The sequence below is a fragment of the Amycolatopsis sp. NBC_00348 genome, from assembly GCF_036114655.1.
Taxonomy (GTDB): Bacteria; Actinomycetota; Actinomycetes; order Mycobacteriales; family Pseudonocardiaceae; genus Amycolatopsis.
This window is the reverse complement of the sequence record NZ_CP107994.1, coordinates 4994263-5010501: the sequence shown is the minus strand read 5'-3', so window position 1 is coordinate 5010501 and position 16239 is coordinate 4994263. Positions and strand designations below refer to the sequence as shown.

Annotated in this window: 1 protein-coding gene; it reads left to right on the top strand. The window is 74.0% G+C overall.

Translation table 11 applies throughout. The features are described from left to right. The first annotated feature begins 93 nt into the window (after window positions 1-93). Window positions 94-16203: a type I polyketide synthase gene (locus OHS58_RS21495; RefSeq protein ID WP_328649605.1), complete on the top strand. Its 16110-nt coding sequence runs from the start codon at window positions 94-96 to the stop codon at window positions 16201-16203. Window positions 16204-16239: the final 36 nt, after the last annotated feature.

Genomic DNA, 16239 nt, shown 5'->3' with positions numbered 1-16239 from the left:
GGCAGCGCTGTGACCACGGGAAAGACCACGGGAACCGCGCGCACCGAACGAAGCCGGGGGACGCAGACACGGCGACAAGTGAGGTGTGCGGCGATGGCCGATGAGGCGACGCTCCGTGACTATCTGAAGTGGGTCACCGCCGACCTGCACCAGACCCGGCAGAAACTGCGCAGCCTCGAGGACCGGACGCAGGAACCGATCGCCGTCGTCGCGATGAGCTGCCGGTACCCCGGCGGCGTGCGGACCCCGGAACAGCTCTGGGAGCTGGTGTCGGAGGGGCGCGACGTCATCGGCCCGTTCCCCGAGGACCGCGGCTGGGACACCGACGCCGTCTTCGATCCGGACCCCGACCACAGCGGCACCACCTACGCCAACGAAGGCGGCTTCCTCCGCGAAGCAGGCCGGTTCGACGCCGCGTTCTTCGGCATCTCGCCGCGTGAAGCGCTCGCCATGGACCCGCAGCAGCGGCTGCTTCTCGAGACGTCGTGGGAGGCCTTCGAGCGCGCCGGGATCGTCCCCGCTTCGCTGAAGGGCACCCAGTGCGGGGTCTTCGTCGGCACCACCAGCCACGACTACGCGACGCTTCTCGCCGACGCGCCCGAAGGCGTCGAAGGGCACGTAGCGACGGGAAGCGCAGCGAGCGTCTTCTCCGGCCGGGTCGCCTACAGCTTCGGCCTCGAAGGCCCCGCCGTCACCGTCGACACCGCGTGCTCGTCGAGCCTGGTCTCGCTGCACCTCGCCGCGCAGGCGCTGCGCCGCGACGAGTGCTCGCTCGCGCTGGCCGGCGGCGTCACCGTGATGTCAACGCCGGGCGCGTTCATCGAGTTCAGCCGCCAGCGCGGCCTCGCGCCGGACGGCCGCTGCAAGGCGTTCGACGCCGCCGCCGACGGCACCGGCTGGGCCGAGGGCGTCGGCATGCTGCTGCTGGCCCGGCTGTCCGACGCGCGTCGCCTCGGCTACCCCGTGCTCGCGGTGGTGCGCGGCACGGCGATCAACTCCGACGGCGCGTCCAACGGCCTCACCGCCCCCAACGGCCCGGCCCAGCAGAAGGTCATCCTGCAGGCGCTGGCCAACGCGCGGCTGTCGGCCGGGCAGGTCGACGCGGTCGAGGCGCACGGCACCGGCACCTCCCTCGGCGACCCGATCGAGGCCCAGGCGCTGCTCGCCACCTACGGCCAGGACCGCCCGGACGGACGCCCGCTGCTGCTCGGCTCGATGAAGACCAACATCGGGCACTCGCAGGCCGCGGCCGGCGTCGGCGGCATCATCAAGATGGTCCAGGCCATCCGGCACGGCGTCCTGCCGAAGACCCTGCACGTCACCGAGCCCACCCCGCACGTCGACTGGGCGGCCGGCGCGGTCGAGCTGCTCACCGAGGAGCGGACCTGGCCGGAGACCGGCGAACCGCGCCGCGCGGCCGTCTCGTCGTTCGGCATGAGCGGCACCAACGCGCACGCGATCATCGAGCAGGCGCCTGAGCCGGAAACCCCCGAAGAGCACCGGGCTCCCGTCGGCGGCACCCTGCCGCTGCTGCTGTCCGGGTGCACCGAGGCCGCGCTGACCCGGCAGGCGGAAGCACTGCGCGACCACCTCGCCGCGCACCCGGGGCTGTCCCTTGTGGACGTCGCCCGCACGCTCGCCACCACACGGGCGGCCTTCGAACATCGCGCCGTCGTGGAAGCTTCCGACCGGGACGCGCTGCTGTCCGCTTTGGACGATCTGTCAACGGCCACGCGCGCCGCGGTCACCGGCTCCGGCCGGACCGCCTTCGTCTTCCCCGGCGCCGGCGCGCAGTGGGAAGGCATGGCCCGCGAGCTGATGACGGCGTCACCCGTCTTCGCCGCCCGGATGCGCGAATGCGCCGCCGCGCTGGCCCCGCTCGTCGACTGGTCGCTGCTCGACGTCGTCGCCGGCGCCGAGGGCGCACCATCCGAAGTGGACCGCGTGGACGTGCAGCAGGTGGTGCTGTGGGCTGTGATGGTCTCGCTCGCCGAGGTCTGGCGCGCGCACGGCGTGACGGCCGACGCGTTCGTCGGGCACTCCCAGGGAGAGATCGCTGCCGCGGTCGCCGCGGGCGCACTGTCCATCGAGGACGGTGCCCTGGTCATCGTGACGCGCAGCCGCCTGGTGCTCCGGGTGTCCGGCCGCGGCGGCATGGTCTCCGTGGCGCTGCCGCAGGCCGACGTCGAGGCCCTGATCGCGGATGGCCCGCTGTCCATCGGCGCGGTCAACGGTCCGGCCAGCACGGTCGTCTCCGGTGACGACGGTGCGCTCGACGCGCTGCTCGCCCGGTGCGAGCGCGACGGTGTGCGCGCCAAGCGCGTCGCCGTCGACTACGCCGCGCACTCGGCGCAGCTGGAGGAACTGCGCGAAGAGTTCGAGCGCGCCGTCGCGCCGGTCCGTCCACATGCGACCGAAGTGCCGTTCTACTCGACCGTCACCGGCGAGCGGATCGACACCGCGACCCTCGACGTCCGCTACTGGTTCCGCAACCTGCGTGAGACCGTGCGGTTCGACGGCACCGTCCGCGTCATGCTCGCCGAGGAGGTCGGCGCGTTCGTCGAGGTCGCGCCGCACGCGGTGCTCACCGTCGGGCTGCAGGAGATCTTCGAGGACGAAGGCGTCGAAGCGGCCGCGCTGCGGACCCTGCGCCGCGGCGAAGGCGGCCTCGGCCGGTTCCACCTGTCGCTGGCCGAGGCGCTGGCCGGTGGGGTCGTGCCCGACTGGGCGGTGCTGTACGGCACCGGCGAGCGCGCCGACCTGCCGACCTACGCCTTCGAGCCCAGCCGGTTCTGGCCGGACGTCTCCGCGATCCGCACCGGTGACCTCGGCTCGGCCGGGCTCGGCGCGGCCGCGCACCCGCTGCTCGGCGCCACCGTCGCGCTGGCTGACGGCGACGGCTTCCTGTTCACCGGCCGGCTCTCCGCGCACACCCAGCCGTGGCTGGCCGACCACGCCGTCGGCGGCACGATCCTGTTCCCCGGCACCGCTTTTGTCGAGCTGGCCGTGCGGGCGGGGGACCAGGCCGGCTGCGACCGGCTGGCCGAACTGACCATCGAGGCGCCGCTGGTGCTGCCCGCACGCGGCGGCGTCACACTGCAGGTGACGGTCGGCGCCGGCGACCCGCGGACCATCGAGTTCTACTCCCGGCTCGCCGACGCCGCCTTCGACGAGCCGTGGACGCGGCACGCCACCGGCACGCTCACGACGTCCGGCACCCCGGCGCCCGTCGACACCGTGACCTGGCCGCCGGAAGGCGCGCAGGTGGTCCCGGTCGACGGCCTCTACGACGCCTTCGCCGCCGCCGGTTTTCAGTACGGGCCCGCCTTCCGCGGCCTGCACGCCGCCTGGCGATCCGGCGACGACTTCTACCTCGACGTCCGCCTGCCCGACGCGGTCAAGCCGACGGCCGGCCGGTTCGGCCTGCACCCGGCCCTGCTCGACGCCGCGCTGCACGGCGTCGGCCTGACCGGTTCCGCACGTGGGCTGCTGCCGTTCTCCTGGACCGGCGTGACGCTCTTCGCGGCCGGGGCCGACGCGATCCGCGTCAAGCTGAGCCCCGCCGGGCCGGACACGATCTCGCTCGACGTCGCCGACCCGAGCGGCCGGCCGGTCGCCGCGGTCGAGTCGCTGGTCCTGCGACCGGTCGACGCCGCGGCCATCGGCGACGCCGGCCGCGTCCGGGACGCGCTGTACCGAGTGGACTGGCCGGAGCTGCCGCTGTCCGTTGTGGACGGTTCGGCCACCTGGGCGCAGCTCGGCACGCCGCTGGGCGGCTCGGTCGCCTCCTGGACCGATCTCGCCGCGCTCGCCGCGTCGAGCGAAGGCGGCGCACCGGACTTCGTCGTGGTCGCGCCGGGTGGGGGAGACGGGCTCGCGGCCGCCGCGCACCGGGCCGCCCAGGACACCCTCGATCTGGTCCAGACCTGGCTCGCGGAGCCGAAGTTCGACCGCTCCCGCCTGGTCTTCGTGACCCGCGGCGCGCTCGGCCCGGACGGCAGTGACGACCCCGCCGCGGCGACGGTCTGGGGCTTGCTGCGCGTGGCGCGCTCGGAACACCCGGGACGCTTCGCCGTCGCCGACCTCGACGCCGTTACGCCGGACAGCCTGCTCGACCTGCTCCCGGCCGCACTCGCCGCCGACGAGGCCGAGCTGGCCGTGCGAGACGGCGTCGCGTACGTCCCGCGCCTGGCGCGGCACACGGTGTCCGATGTGGACGACACGGTGTTCGGTCCAGATGGGACGGTCCTGATCACCGGTGGCACCGGGACTCTCGGTGGGCTCGTGGCTCGCCACCTCGTCGTCGAGCGCGGCGTCCGGCGGCTGCTGCTCGCGGGACGTCGTGGCCTCGCCGCCGACGGCGCCGCTTCGCTGGCCGAGGAGCTGACCGCGCTGGGCGCCGACGTCGAGATCGCGGCGTGTGACGTCGCCGACCGCGACGCCCTCGAAGCGCTGCTGGCGCGGACCGGCGATCTCACCGCGGTCGTGCACACCGCGGGCGTGCTCGACGACGGGACCGTGGAGTCCCTGACCGCCGAACGCCTGGCCGCCGTGCTGCGCCCGAAGGTCGACGCCGCCGCGAACCTCCACGAACTGACGGCGGATTTGCCGCTGCGCGCGTTCGTGCTGTTCTCCGGCGCCGCCGGGATCTTCGGCGGCCCGGGCCAGGCCAACTACGCCGCCGCCAACGTCTTCCTCGACGCGTTGGCCGCGCACCGGCGCGCCGCCGGGCTGCCCGCGACGTCGCTGGCCTGGGGTTTGTGGGCGCAGGCGTCCGGCATGACCGGTCACCTCGACGACGGCGACCTCGGCCGGATGAGCCGCGGCGGCATCGAACCGCTGCCCACCGAAGACGCCCTCGCCCTGTTCGACCTGGCCACCGGGAGCGGCGACGCCCTGCTCGTGCCGGTCCGGCTGGCCACCTCGACGGCGAAGCCCGGCACAGTGCCGGCGCTGCTGCGCGGGCTCGTCCGCGCTCCGGCCCGCCGCACCACGGCCGGTGCCGCCGAGGACGAATCCCTGCTGCGCGAACGCCTTAGTGGCCTCGGCGAGGCCGAGGTCGAGCAGTCGCTGCTCGACCTGGTCCGGACCACCGCGGCCGCCGCGCTGGGCCACGCGTCCGCCGAAGCCGTGCGGGACGGCAAGCCGTTCAAGGACCTCGGTTTCGACTCGCTGACCGCGGTCGACCTCCGCAACCGCCTCAACCTCGCGACCGGCCTGCGGCTGCCGGCAACTCTCGTGTTCGACCACCCGACGCCGCTCGCGCTGGCCCGGCACGTGCGCGGGGAACTGTTCGGTACCGGCGAGATCGTGCCCACCCGGCGCGTCAAGTCCACTGTGGATGACGCGGACGACCGGATCGCGATCGTCGCGATGAGCTGCCGCTATCCCGGTGGCGTCCGGACGCCGGAAGACCTGTGGCAGCTGGTCTCCTCGGGCACCGACGCCATCGGCGCGCTGCCCGCCGACCGCGGCTGGGACCCCGAGCTGCTCTACGGACAGGACCCGGACGGCGACGGCACCCGCTTCGCCCGCGAGGGTGGTTTCCTTTACGACGCCGCCGATTTCGACCCGGAGTTCTTCGGCATCAGCCCGCGCGAGGCGATGGCGATGGACCCGCAGCAGCGGCTCCTGCTGACCACGACGTGGGAGGCCTTCGAGCGCGCCGGGATCGACCCGGCGGCCGCGCGTGGCTCCCGGACCGGCGTGTTCGCCGGCGTGATGTACCACGACTACGGTTCCCGGCTCTACGCTTCGGACGGTCTCGACGAGTACAGCGCCCACCTCGGCAACGGCGGCGCGGGCAGCATCACGTCCGGCCGCATCGCCTACACCTTCGGCCTCGAAGGCCCGGCCGTCACCATCGACACGGCCTGCTCGTCGTCGCTGGTCGCGCTGCACCTGGCCGCGCAGGCGCTGCGCACCGGTGAATGCACGATGGCGCTGGCCGGCGGCGTGTCCGTGATGAACACCCCGACGATCTTCATGGAGTTCCTGCGCCAGCGCGGGCTCGCCGAGAACGCGCGGTGCAAGTCGTTCGCCGACGGCGCCGACGGCACGGGCTGGGGCGAAGGCGTCGGCATGCTGTTGCTGGAACGGCTTTCCGACGCGCGCCGCAACGGGCACCCGGTCCTCGCGGTGGTCCGCGGCAGCGCGGTCAACCAGGACGGCGCGTCCAACGGCATGACCGCGCCGAACGGCCCGGCCCAGCAGCGGGTGATCCGCCAGGCGGTCGCCGCGGCCGGTCTCGAACTGTCCGATGTGGACGTCGTCGAGGCGCACGGCACGGGCACGTCACTCGGTGACCCGATCGAGGCGCAGGCCCTGCTGGCCACTTACGGCCGCGATCGCGCCGGGGACCCCCTCTGGCTCGGCTCGATCAAGTCCAACTTCGGCCACACGCAGGCCGCGGCCGGCGTCGCCGGGATCATCAAGATGGTCATGGCGATGCGGCACGGCACGCTGCCGAAGACCCTGCACGCCGAGCGGCCGTCCACCCGGATCGACTGGGCGGACGGCGCGGTCGAGGTGCTGCGCGACACGCGCGACTGGCCCGCGACGGGACGTCCGCGTCGCGCCGGCGTGTCGTCGTTCGGCATCAGCGGCACCAACGCGCACGCCGTGCTGGAACAGGGTGACCCGGCCCCCGAGCTGCCCGCCCCCGCCGACGGCCCGGTGTCCTGGGTCCTTTCCGGACGGACGGAAGCCGCGTTGCGCGCCCAGGCGTCCCGGCTGCTGGAGCACGCCGGTGCCTGGCACCCGCACGACATCGGCCACGCGCTGGCCACCGCACGCTCGGCGTTCGACGTCCGCGCTGCGGTCGTCGGCGAGAACACCGACGAGCTCGTCCGCGGCCTGACCGCCCTCGCCGGGGGATCGGCGGCCGCGAACGTCGTCCGCGGTGCGGCGACCGGCGTCGCGCCCGCGTTCCTGTGCACCGGCCAGGGCAGCCAGCGCCCGGGCATGGGCCGCGACCTCTACGACGTCCACCCCGAGTTCGCCGCCGCGCTGGACGCGGTGTGCGCGGAGTTCGACGCCTACCTGGACCGGCCGCTGCGGATGGTCATGTTCGCCGAAGCCGGGTCGGCCGACGCCGATCTGCTCGGCCGCACCGCCTACACCCAGCCGGCGCTGTTCGCGCTGGAAGTCGCGCTGTACCGGCTCTTCGAGCACTGGGGTGTCCGGCCGAGTCACCTGCTGGGCCACTCCGTCGGCGAAATCGCCGCGGCGCACATGGCCGAGGTGCTGTCGCTGGCCGACGCGGTCAAGTTGGTCGCCGCACGCGGCCGCTTGATGGACGCCCTGCCGCCGGGTGGTGCGATGGTGGCACTACAGGCGACCGAGGCGGAGGTGTCGGTATATCTGTCTGACGGTATGACCATCGCCGCGGTAAACGGCCCAGCCTCGACGGTCATCTCAGGCGACGAGGACGCCGTCCTGGCGGTCGCCGCACACTTCACCGACCTGGGCCGCAAGACCAAGCGCCTGGTCGTGAGCCACGCGTTCCACTCGCCGTTGATGGATCCCATGCTGGCGGAGTTCCGCGGTATAGCTGAGTCTCTGTCTTACGGTAAGACGGTTATACCGATTGTCTCGAACGTCACCGGCGAGCTGATCACGGAGTTCAACGCCGAGTACTGGGTACGGCACGTGCGTGAGGCCGTCCGTTTCGCCGACGGCATGCGGACACTGGAAGCCCGCGGGGTCACGACGTTCATCGAGCTGGGCCCGGACGCCGTGCTAGCCGCGATGGGCCCGGAGTGCCTGGACGGCGCCGCCGCCACCGCTGCCAGTGGCACCGGCACCGGCACCTTCGCCGCCGCGCTGCGCGAAGGCCGTCCCGCAGCCCGCACGGTGCTGACCGCACTCGCCGCCGCCTACACCGGCGGTGCCCGGGTCGACTGGACCGCCGTCTTCGGCCCCGCCGCCCGCGTCGACCTGCCCACCTACGCCTTCCAAGAGCAGCGCTACTGGCTCGACGTCCCGGCCGTCTCCGCGACCGGACCGGCCGACGAAGGCGAGGCACAGTTCTGGGACGCCGTCGAACGCGAGGACGTCGAAGCACTCGCCGGCACACTCACCCTGCCCGAAGGTGAAGTCGGCCCGGTCGTCTCCGCGCTGTCGGCATGGCGCCGATCCCGCACTGAACTGTCCATTTCGGACTCCTGGCACTACCGCATCACCTGGCAGCCGCTGCCCGCAGCCGCGAACCGGGTCGGCGGCACCTGGCTGCTGGTCGCCCCGGGTGGCGAGGAGGACACCCTCGCCGCGGTCGTCGACACCCTGACCGAAGCCGGCGCCGAGACGCGGATCCTGCGCGTCCCGATCACGACCGACCGCACGATCTTCGCCGAGCTGCTGCGCGAGGCGTTCGCCGAAGGCCCGGTCTCCGGCCTCCTGTCGCTGCTAGCCACGGCGGACCCCGGCGGGAACGCCGGACTCCCGGACGGCATCACGGCAACCGCGGCCCTGGCCCAGGCCCTCGGCGACATCACCGGGGCGAACGCGGGGGCCCCGGACGGTATGGCGCCGACCCAGGCCCTGAGTGACGTGGCGGCCACGAGCGACAAGAACGCTGCGATTCCGGGTGGTGTTGCACCGTCCCAGGCTCTCGGCGGCGTCGCCGCTGCGGCCCGGTTGTGGCTGGTCACCCGGGGTGCGGTGGCCGTCGGCCGGGCGGACCGGCCGGCGGGGGACCGGCGTGCCTTCGCCGCCCAGGCCGCCGTGGCCGGGCTCGGCCGCGCGGTCGCGCTCGAACACCCCGGCCGGATCGCCGGGAGCGTCGACCTCCCGCGTGACCTCGACCCCCGCGCCCTGCTGCGGCTGCCCGGCGTGCTGGCCGGGCTCGGTGCCGAAGACCAGATCGCGGTCCGCGCCAACGGTCTCTTCGCCCGCCGCCTCACCCGCGCCACCGGTCGCGACGGCGTCTGGACGCCGCGCGGGACCGTGCTGGTCACCGGCGGCACCGGCGCGCTCGGCGCCGAGGTCGCCCGTTGGCTCGCCGCGAACGGCGCAACCAAGCTGGTGCTCACCAGCCGCCGCGGCCCGGACGCTCCGGGCGCCGCGGAGCTGCGCGCCGAACTGTCCGATGTGGACGTCGAGATCGTCGCCTGCGACATCGCGGACCGCGACGCCCTTGCCGCGCTGCTGGCCGAGCACCCGGTGAACGCCGTCGTGCACGCGGCCGGCGTCGCCCAGGCCCAGGCCTTCGACGAGATGTCGCCGGCCGACCTGGCCGACGTCGTCGGCGCGAAGGTCGCCGGGGCCACCCACCTCGACGAGCTGCTGGGTGAGCTGGACGCCTTCGTGCTGTTTTCGTCCATCGCCGGCACCTGGGGTGGCGCCGGCCAGTCGGCCTACGCCGCCGGCAACGCCTTCCTCGACGCGCTGGCCCAGGCTCGCCACGCCACCGGATTGCCCGCGACGTCCGTCGCATGGGGCCCGTGGGCCGAGGCCGGGATGGCGACCGGCGACGCCGCCGAGCACCTGCGGCGCCGGGGCGTGACGCCGATGGAGCCGCGGTTCGCGGTCACCGCGCTGGCCCGCGCGGTCGCCGGGGACGACCCGGTCGTCACGGTCGCCGACGTCGACTGGGCGCGCTTCGCACCCGGCTTCACCGCGGCACGGCCCAGCCCCCTGCTCGGTGAGCTGCCCGAGGTCCGCGCGGCGCTGGACAGCCGGCCCGCCGCCGAGCCCGAGGAGCTTTCGGCCCTTCAGCGTCGGCTCGCAGGGGCGTCTGCCTCGGAGCGTTCGGCCGTCCTGCTGGACCTGGTGCGCCACCAGGTCGCCGGGGTGCTCGGGTACGCCGGGACCGACGCGGTCGAGCCCGGCCGCGCCTTCCGCGAGCTCGGCTTCGACTCGGTGATGGCCGTCGAGCTGCGTGACCTGGTCGAGTCCGCGACCGGCCTGCGACTGCCGGCGACGCTGGTGTTCGACCACCCGAACCCGCTCGCGCTGGCCGACCTGCTGGCCGCCGAGCTGTTCGATGAATCCACTGTGGACGAGATCGTCGAGTCCGCTGTGGACGGTACCGAGCCGATCGCGATCGTCGCCATGAGCTGCCGGTTCCCCGGTGGTGTCCGCACCCCCGAGCAGTTCTGGGACCTGCTGCGCGCCGGCGGCGACGCCGTCTCGGACTTCCCCGCCGACCGCGGCTGGGACACCGACGCGCTCTACGACCCCGACCCCGACAACCACGGCACCAGCTACTCGCGCTCGGGCGGGTTCCTCGACGGCGCCGAGGAATTCGACGCGGCGTTCTTCGGGGTCAGCCCGCGTGAGGCCCTCGCCATGGACCCGCAGCAGCGGTTGCTGCTGGAGACGTCGTGGGAGGTCTTCGAGCGGGCGGGCGTCGACCCGCGCACGGTGCGCGGCAGCCGGACCGGCGTCTTCACCGGCACCAACGGCCAGGACTACGTCAACCTGCTGATGGCCTCGGTCGAGGCGATGGAGGGCCACGTCGCCACCGGCAACGCGGCGAGCGTGGTGTCCGGGCGGCTGGCCTACACCTTCGGACTCGAGGGCCCGGCGGTCACCGTCGACACCGCGTGCTCGTCTTCGCTGGTCGCGGTGCACCTCGCCGCCCAGGCCCTGCGGTCGGGCGAGTGCTCGCTGGCGCTGGCCGGCGGCGCGACGGTCATGGCGACCCCGGCGGCGTTCATCGAGTTCTCCCGCCAGCGGGGCCTCGCCGCCGACGGCCGCTGCAAGGCGTTCGCCGACGCGGCCGACGGCACCGGCTGGGGCGAGGGCGCCGGCATGGTCCTGCTGGAAAGGCTTTCCGACGCCCAGCGCCACGGGCACCCGGTGCTCGCGGTGCTGCGCGGTTCCGCCGTCAACTCCGACGGCGCGTCCAACGGCCTCACCGCGCCGAACGGCCCTTCGCAGCAACGCGTGATCCGCCAGGCGCTCGCGGCCGCCGGACTGTCCACTTCGGACGTCGACGTCGTCGAGGCGCACGGAACCGGGACCCAGCTGGGCGACCCGATCGAGGCGCAGGCACTGCTCGCGACCTACGGCCGTGACCGCGAGCGCCCGCTGTGGCTCGGTTCGGTGAAGTCCAACATCGGGCACACCCAGGCCGCGGCCGGGGTGGCCGGGCTGATCAAGATGGTGCTCGCGGTCGAACACGGCGTGCTGCCCCAGACCCTGCACGTCGACGCGCCGTCGTCCCACGTGGACTGGTCGGCGGGGTCGGTAGCGCTGGTCACCGAGCCGACACCGTGGCCGGAGACGGGCGCGCCCCGCCGGTTCGGCCTCTCGTCGTTCGGCATGAGCGGCACCAACGCCCACGCGGTCTTCGAGCAGGCCCCGGCACCGGCGGCGGTGGAGTTCTCGGAAACCGAACTTTCGACAGCCCCGTTCGTGCTGTCGGCCCGCAACGCCGACGCCTTGCGCGACCAGGCCCAGCGCCTCCGCGCCCAGCTCGACGACCAGCCGGAAGTCAGCCTGGCCGGCCTCGGCGCCGCCCTGACGGGCACCCGCGCCGTCCACGAACACCGCGCGGTCGTACTCGCCGATGACCGCATCGCCCTGCTCGACGGTCTCGGCGCACTGGCCCGCGGCGAGTCGGCCGCCGGCCTGATCGAGGGGACGGCCCCGGCGACCGGCCGGACGGCGTTCCTCTTCACCGGCCAGGGCAGCCAGCGGGTCGGCATGGGCCGCGAACTGTACGAGACGTACCCGGTCTTCGCCTCGGCGCTGGACGCGGTGTGCGCGGAGTTCGACACCCACCTGGACCGTCCACTGCAGACGGTCATGTTCGGCGAACCCGAGCTGCTCGACCAGACCGCCTACACCCAGCCCGCGCTGTTCGCGCTGCAGGTGGCGCTGTTCCGGCAGCTGGAGCACTTCGGCGTCCGGCCCGACTTCCTGGCCGGCCACTCGATCGGCGAGCTGGCCGCGGCGCACGTCGCCGGTGTCCTCTCGCTGGCCGACGCGGTGACGCTGGTCGCCGCGCGCGGCTGTCTCATGCAGGCCCTGCCGTCCGGTGGCGCGATGCTGGCGATCCAGGCGACCGAGGACGAGGTTTCGGTATATCTGTCTGACCGTGTGACCATCGCCGCGCTGAACGGCCCGGACTCGACGGTCATCTCCGGCGACGAGGCTGCCGTAAAAGCCGTGGCGGAGCACTTCGCGGATCGTAAAACCAAGCGGCTGACGGTGAGCCATGCGTTCCACTCGCCGCTGATGGACCCGATGCTGGCCGAGTTCCGCGGTATAGCTGAGTCTCTGTCATACGGTCAGTCGGTTATACCGATAGTCTCGACCGTCACCGGCGAGCCGGTGCTGGAGTTCGACGCCGGCTACTGGGTCCGGCACGCCCGCGAAGCCGTCCGGTTCCTCGACGGCGTCCGCACGCTGGAGGCCGCCGGCGTCACCCGCTTCCTCGAACTGGGCCCCGACAGCGTCCTGTCCGCGATGGGCCAGGACTGCGTCACCGCCGACGCCGTGTTCGCACCGACCCAGCGCGCCGGCCGGCCCGAGGAGGCCGCGCTGCTCGCCGGGCTGGCGACGGCGTTCGTCCACGGCACCCCGGTCGGCTGGTCCGCGGCCTTCCCCGCCGCGGTCCCGCGGGTCGCCCTGCCGACCTACGCCTTCCAGCGCCGCCGCCACTGGCCGACGCTGCGCGCGGCCACCACCGGCGACCCGTCGGCCCTCGGCGTCGCCGCGGCCGGGCACCCGCTGCTCGGCGCGGCCGTCGCGACCGCCGGCGACGACGGGTTCCTGCTCACCGGCCGGCTTTCCGTCCGGACCCACCCGTGGCTCGCCGAACACCGGGTGCGCGGCGCGATCCTGGTGCCCGGCACCGCGTTCGTCGAACTGGCCGTGCGCGCCGGGGACGAGGCCGGCCACGACCGCATCGAGGACCTGACCCTGCACGCCCCGCTGGTCCTGCCCGAGGACGGGGCGGTCGACGTCCAGGTCCGCGTGGGCGAGGCCGACGAGCGGGGACTCCGCCCGCTGACCGTCCACGCCCGCGTGGCCGGGGGCGGCGAATGGACCCTGCACGCAGAAGGCGCGCTCGGGACTTCAGCGGCCGTGCCGTCCGAAGGGCTGGCCGTGTGGCCGCCCACCGGCGCCGAGCCCATCGACGTCAGCGGTCTGTATGACGGTATGACCGAGGCCGGGTTCGGTTACGGCCCGAGCTTCCGCGGCCTGTCCGCGGCTTGGCGGACAGCCACCGAGATCTACGCCGAGGTCGCGCTGCCGGCCGGCACCGCGGAGTTCGGCCTGCACCCGGGCCTGCTCGACTCGGCCCTGCACGCGCTTGCCCTCGGCACCGGCGACCAGCTCGCCCAGCCCGGCGAGCGCCCGGCCCGGCTGCCGTTCGCGTGGACCGGCGTCACCCTGCACGCCGCCGGTGCCGCGAAACTGCGCGTCCGGCTGACCCCGTCCGGCGACGACGCCGTGTCGCTGCTGGTCGCGGACGCGTCCGGGGCGCCGGTCGCCACCGTCGAATCCCTGGTGCTGCGCCCGGTTTCGGCCGTGGCGGACTCCGGCCCCGCGGCACCCGAGTCGCTGTACCGGCTCGCCTGGACGCCGATCCCGAAGCCGGACGCGGTCGCCGTCGCGGTCCCGCTCAGCGAGATCGCCGACGAAGTGCCCGAACTGGTCGTGGCCGACGCGAAGACCGTCACCGAGGTCCTGGAGCTGGTCCAGAGCTGGATTTCCGAAGAGCGCTTCGCCGACTCGAAGCTGGTGCTGCGGACCCGCGGCGCGGTGCACACAGACGCGGACCCGGCCGTGGCCGCGGTCTGGGGCCTGGTCCGGTCCGCGCAGGCCGAGCACCCGGGCCGGTTCGTCCTCGTCGACGCGCCCGACGGCGAGCCGCTCGACGCGGCCCTGGCCACCGGTGAACCGCAGGTCGCGATCCGGGGCGGGGACCTGTTCATCCCGCGGGTCACGCGGGGCGGCGGCGCGCTGCAACCGCCGTCCGGTGAACGGGCCTGGCGGCTTGACACCCGGGCCAAGGGCACCCTGGACAACCTCGTCCTCGTGCCCAGCCCGGAGGCCGTCGCGCCGCTCGCCGGCCACGAGGTCCGGGTCGGCGTCCGCGCCGCCGGGCTCAACTTCCGCGACGTGCTGAACGCGCTGGGCATGTACCCCGGCGAGGCCGGGCTGCTCGGCATCGAGGGCGCCGGCGTCGTGCTGGAGGTCGGCGCCGACGTCACCCGGCTGGCCCCGGGTGACCGCGTGATGGGCCTGCTCGCCGGCGGATTCGGGCCGGTCTCGGTGTCCGACAACCGTTACCTGGTCACGGTTCCCGACGGCTGGAGCTTCGAGCAGGCCGCGTCCGCGCCGATCGTGTTCCTGACCGCGTTTTACGCGCTGGTTCAGCTCGGCGCGCTCCAGCCGGGCGAGCGCGTGCTCATCCACTCCGCCGCGGGCGGCGTCGGCATGGCCGCCGTCCAGCTCGCCCGGCACCTCGGCGCCGAGGTCTTCGGCACCGCGAGCCCCGGCAAGTGGGACGTCCTGCGCGGCATGGGCCTGGACGACGCGCACCTCGCCAGCTCCCGCACGCTCGAGTTCGAGCAGTCGTTCGGCGGCGGGATGCACGTCGTGCTCGACGCGCTCGCCGGCGAGTTCGTCGACGCGTCGCTGCGCAGCACCGCACCCGGCGGGCGGTTCCTGGAGATGGGCAAGACCGACGTCCGCGACCCGGAGCAGGTGGCCGCCGCGCACGACGTCCGTTACCAGGCGTTCGACCTGATCGACGCCGGGCCGGACCGGATCGCCGCACTGTTCGTGGACGTCCTCGCGCTGTTCGCGAGCGGCGCGCTCGAACCGTTGCCACTGTCCACATGGGACGTCCGGCACGCGCCGGAGGCGTTCCGCTACCTCAGCCAGGCCAAGCACGTCGGCAAGGTCGTGCTGCGGGTGCCGCGCCCGCTCGACCCGGCGGGCACCGCGCTGATCACCGGCGGCACCGGGGCGCTCGGCCGCCTCGTCGCCCGGCACCTGGTCACCACGCACGGCCTCAAGCACCTGCTGCTGCTCAGCCGGCGCGGTGGCGCCGAAGACCTCGTCGAGGAACTGGCCGGGCTGGGCGCCGAAGTCACCGTCGCGGCGTGCGACGTCACCGACGGTGCGGCGCTGGGCGCGGTGCTCGGCACCATTCCCGCCGAGCACCCGCTCACCGCTGTGGTGCACACCGCCGGCGTCCTCGACGACGGCACCGTCGAAGCGCTCACCCCCGAGCGGCTCGACACCGTGTGGGCACCGAAAGCCCTTGCGGCGCAACGGCTGCACGAGCTGACCGCAGACGCCGACCTGGCCGCGTTCGTGCTGTTCTCCTCGGTCGCGGGGACGTTCGGCAACGCCGGGCAGGCCAACTACGCGGCGGCCAACGTGTTCCTGGACGCCCTCGCCCAGCGGCGCGTGGCGGCCGGGCTGCCCGCGACGTCGCTGGCCTGGGGCCCCTGGGCGGGCGGCGGCATGCTCGGCAGCCTCACCGAGGCCGACGTGCGCCGGATGACCCGCGGCGGGATGCCGCCGCTGACCGCGGACGAAGGCCTGGCGCTGTTCGACGCGGGCCTGGCCTCGGCCGAACCGGCGCTGCTGCCGGTGCGGTTGGACCTGGCGGCGTTGCGGGCCCGCGCCGCCGGCGGAGGCGTGCCCACTGTCCTCAACGGACTGATCCGGCACCGCGCCCGCCGGGCCGCGGAGAACTCCGCCGGTGGCGGGATCGCGCTGAAGACGCGGCTGGCCGCGATGTCCGAAGTGGAGCGTGAGCAGTTGCTGACCGAGCTGGTCTGCGGCGAGGTCGCCGCGGTGCTCGGCCACCTCTCGGCCGCCGAGGTCGACCCGGCCCGGCCGTTCAAGGAGCTCGGGTTCGACTCGCTGACCTCGGTCGAGCTGCGTAACCGGCTCAACGCCGGCACCGGCCTGCGGCTGCCCGCGACGTTGGTGTTCGACCAGCCGACGCCCCTCGAACTGGCCCGGTACCTGCGCGAGGCGCTGCTGGACGAGCCCGTCGCCGCGGCCCGCCCGGCCGTGCTCGGTGAGCTGGACCGGCTCGAAGCGCTGCTGATGGCGCCCGGCCACGACGAAGCCGAGCAGCCCCGGATCACGTTGCGGCTGCAGAGCTTGCTGGCGAAGTGGAGCGACGCGCACCGGAGCGCGGACACGGCCGACGCCGAGCTCGAGTCGGCCACCGGCGACGACATCTTCGAGCTGCTCGACAAAGAACTGGGCATGTCGTGAACCCCCGCCCCAGCCCCCGTTCCCCCCGCGTCCCCG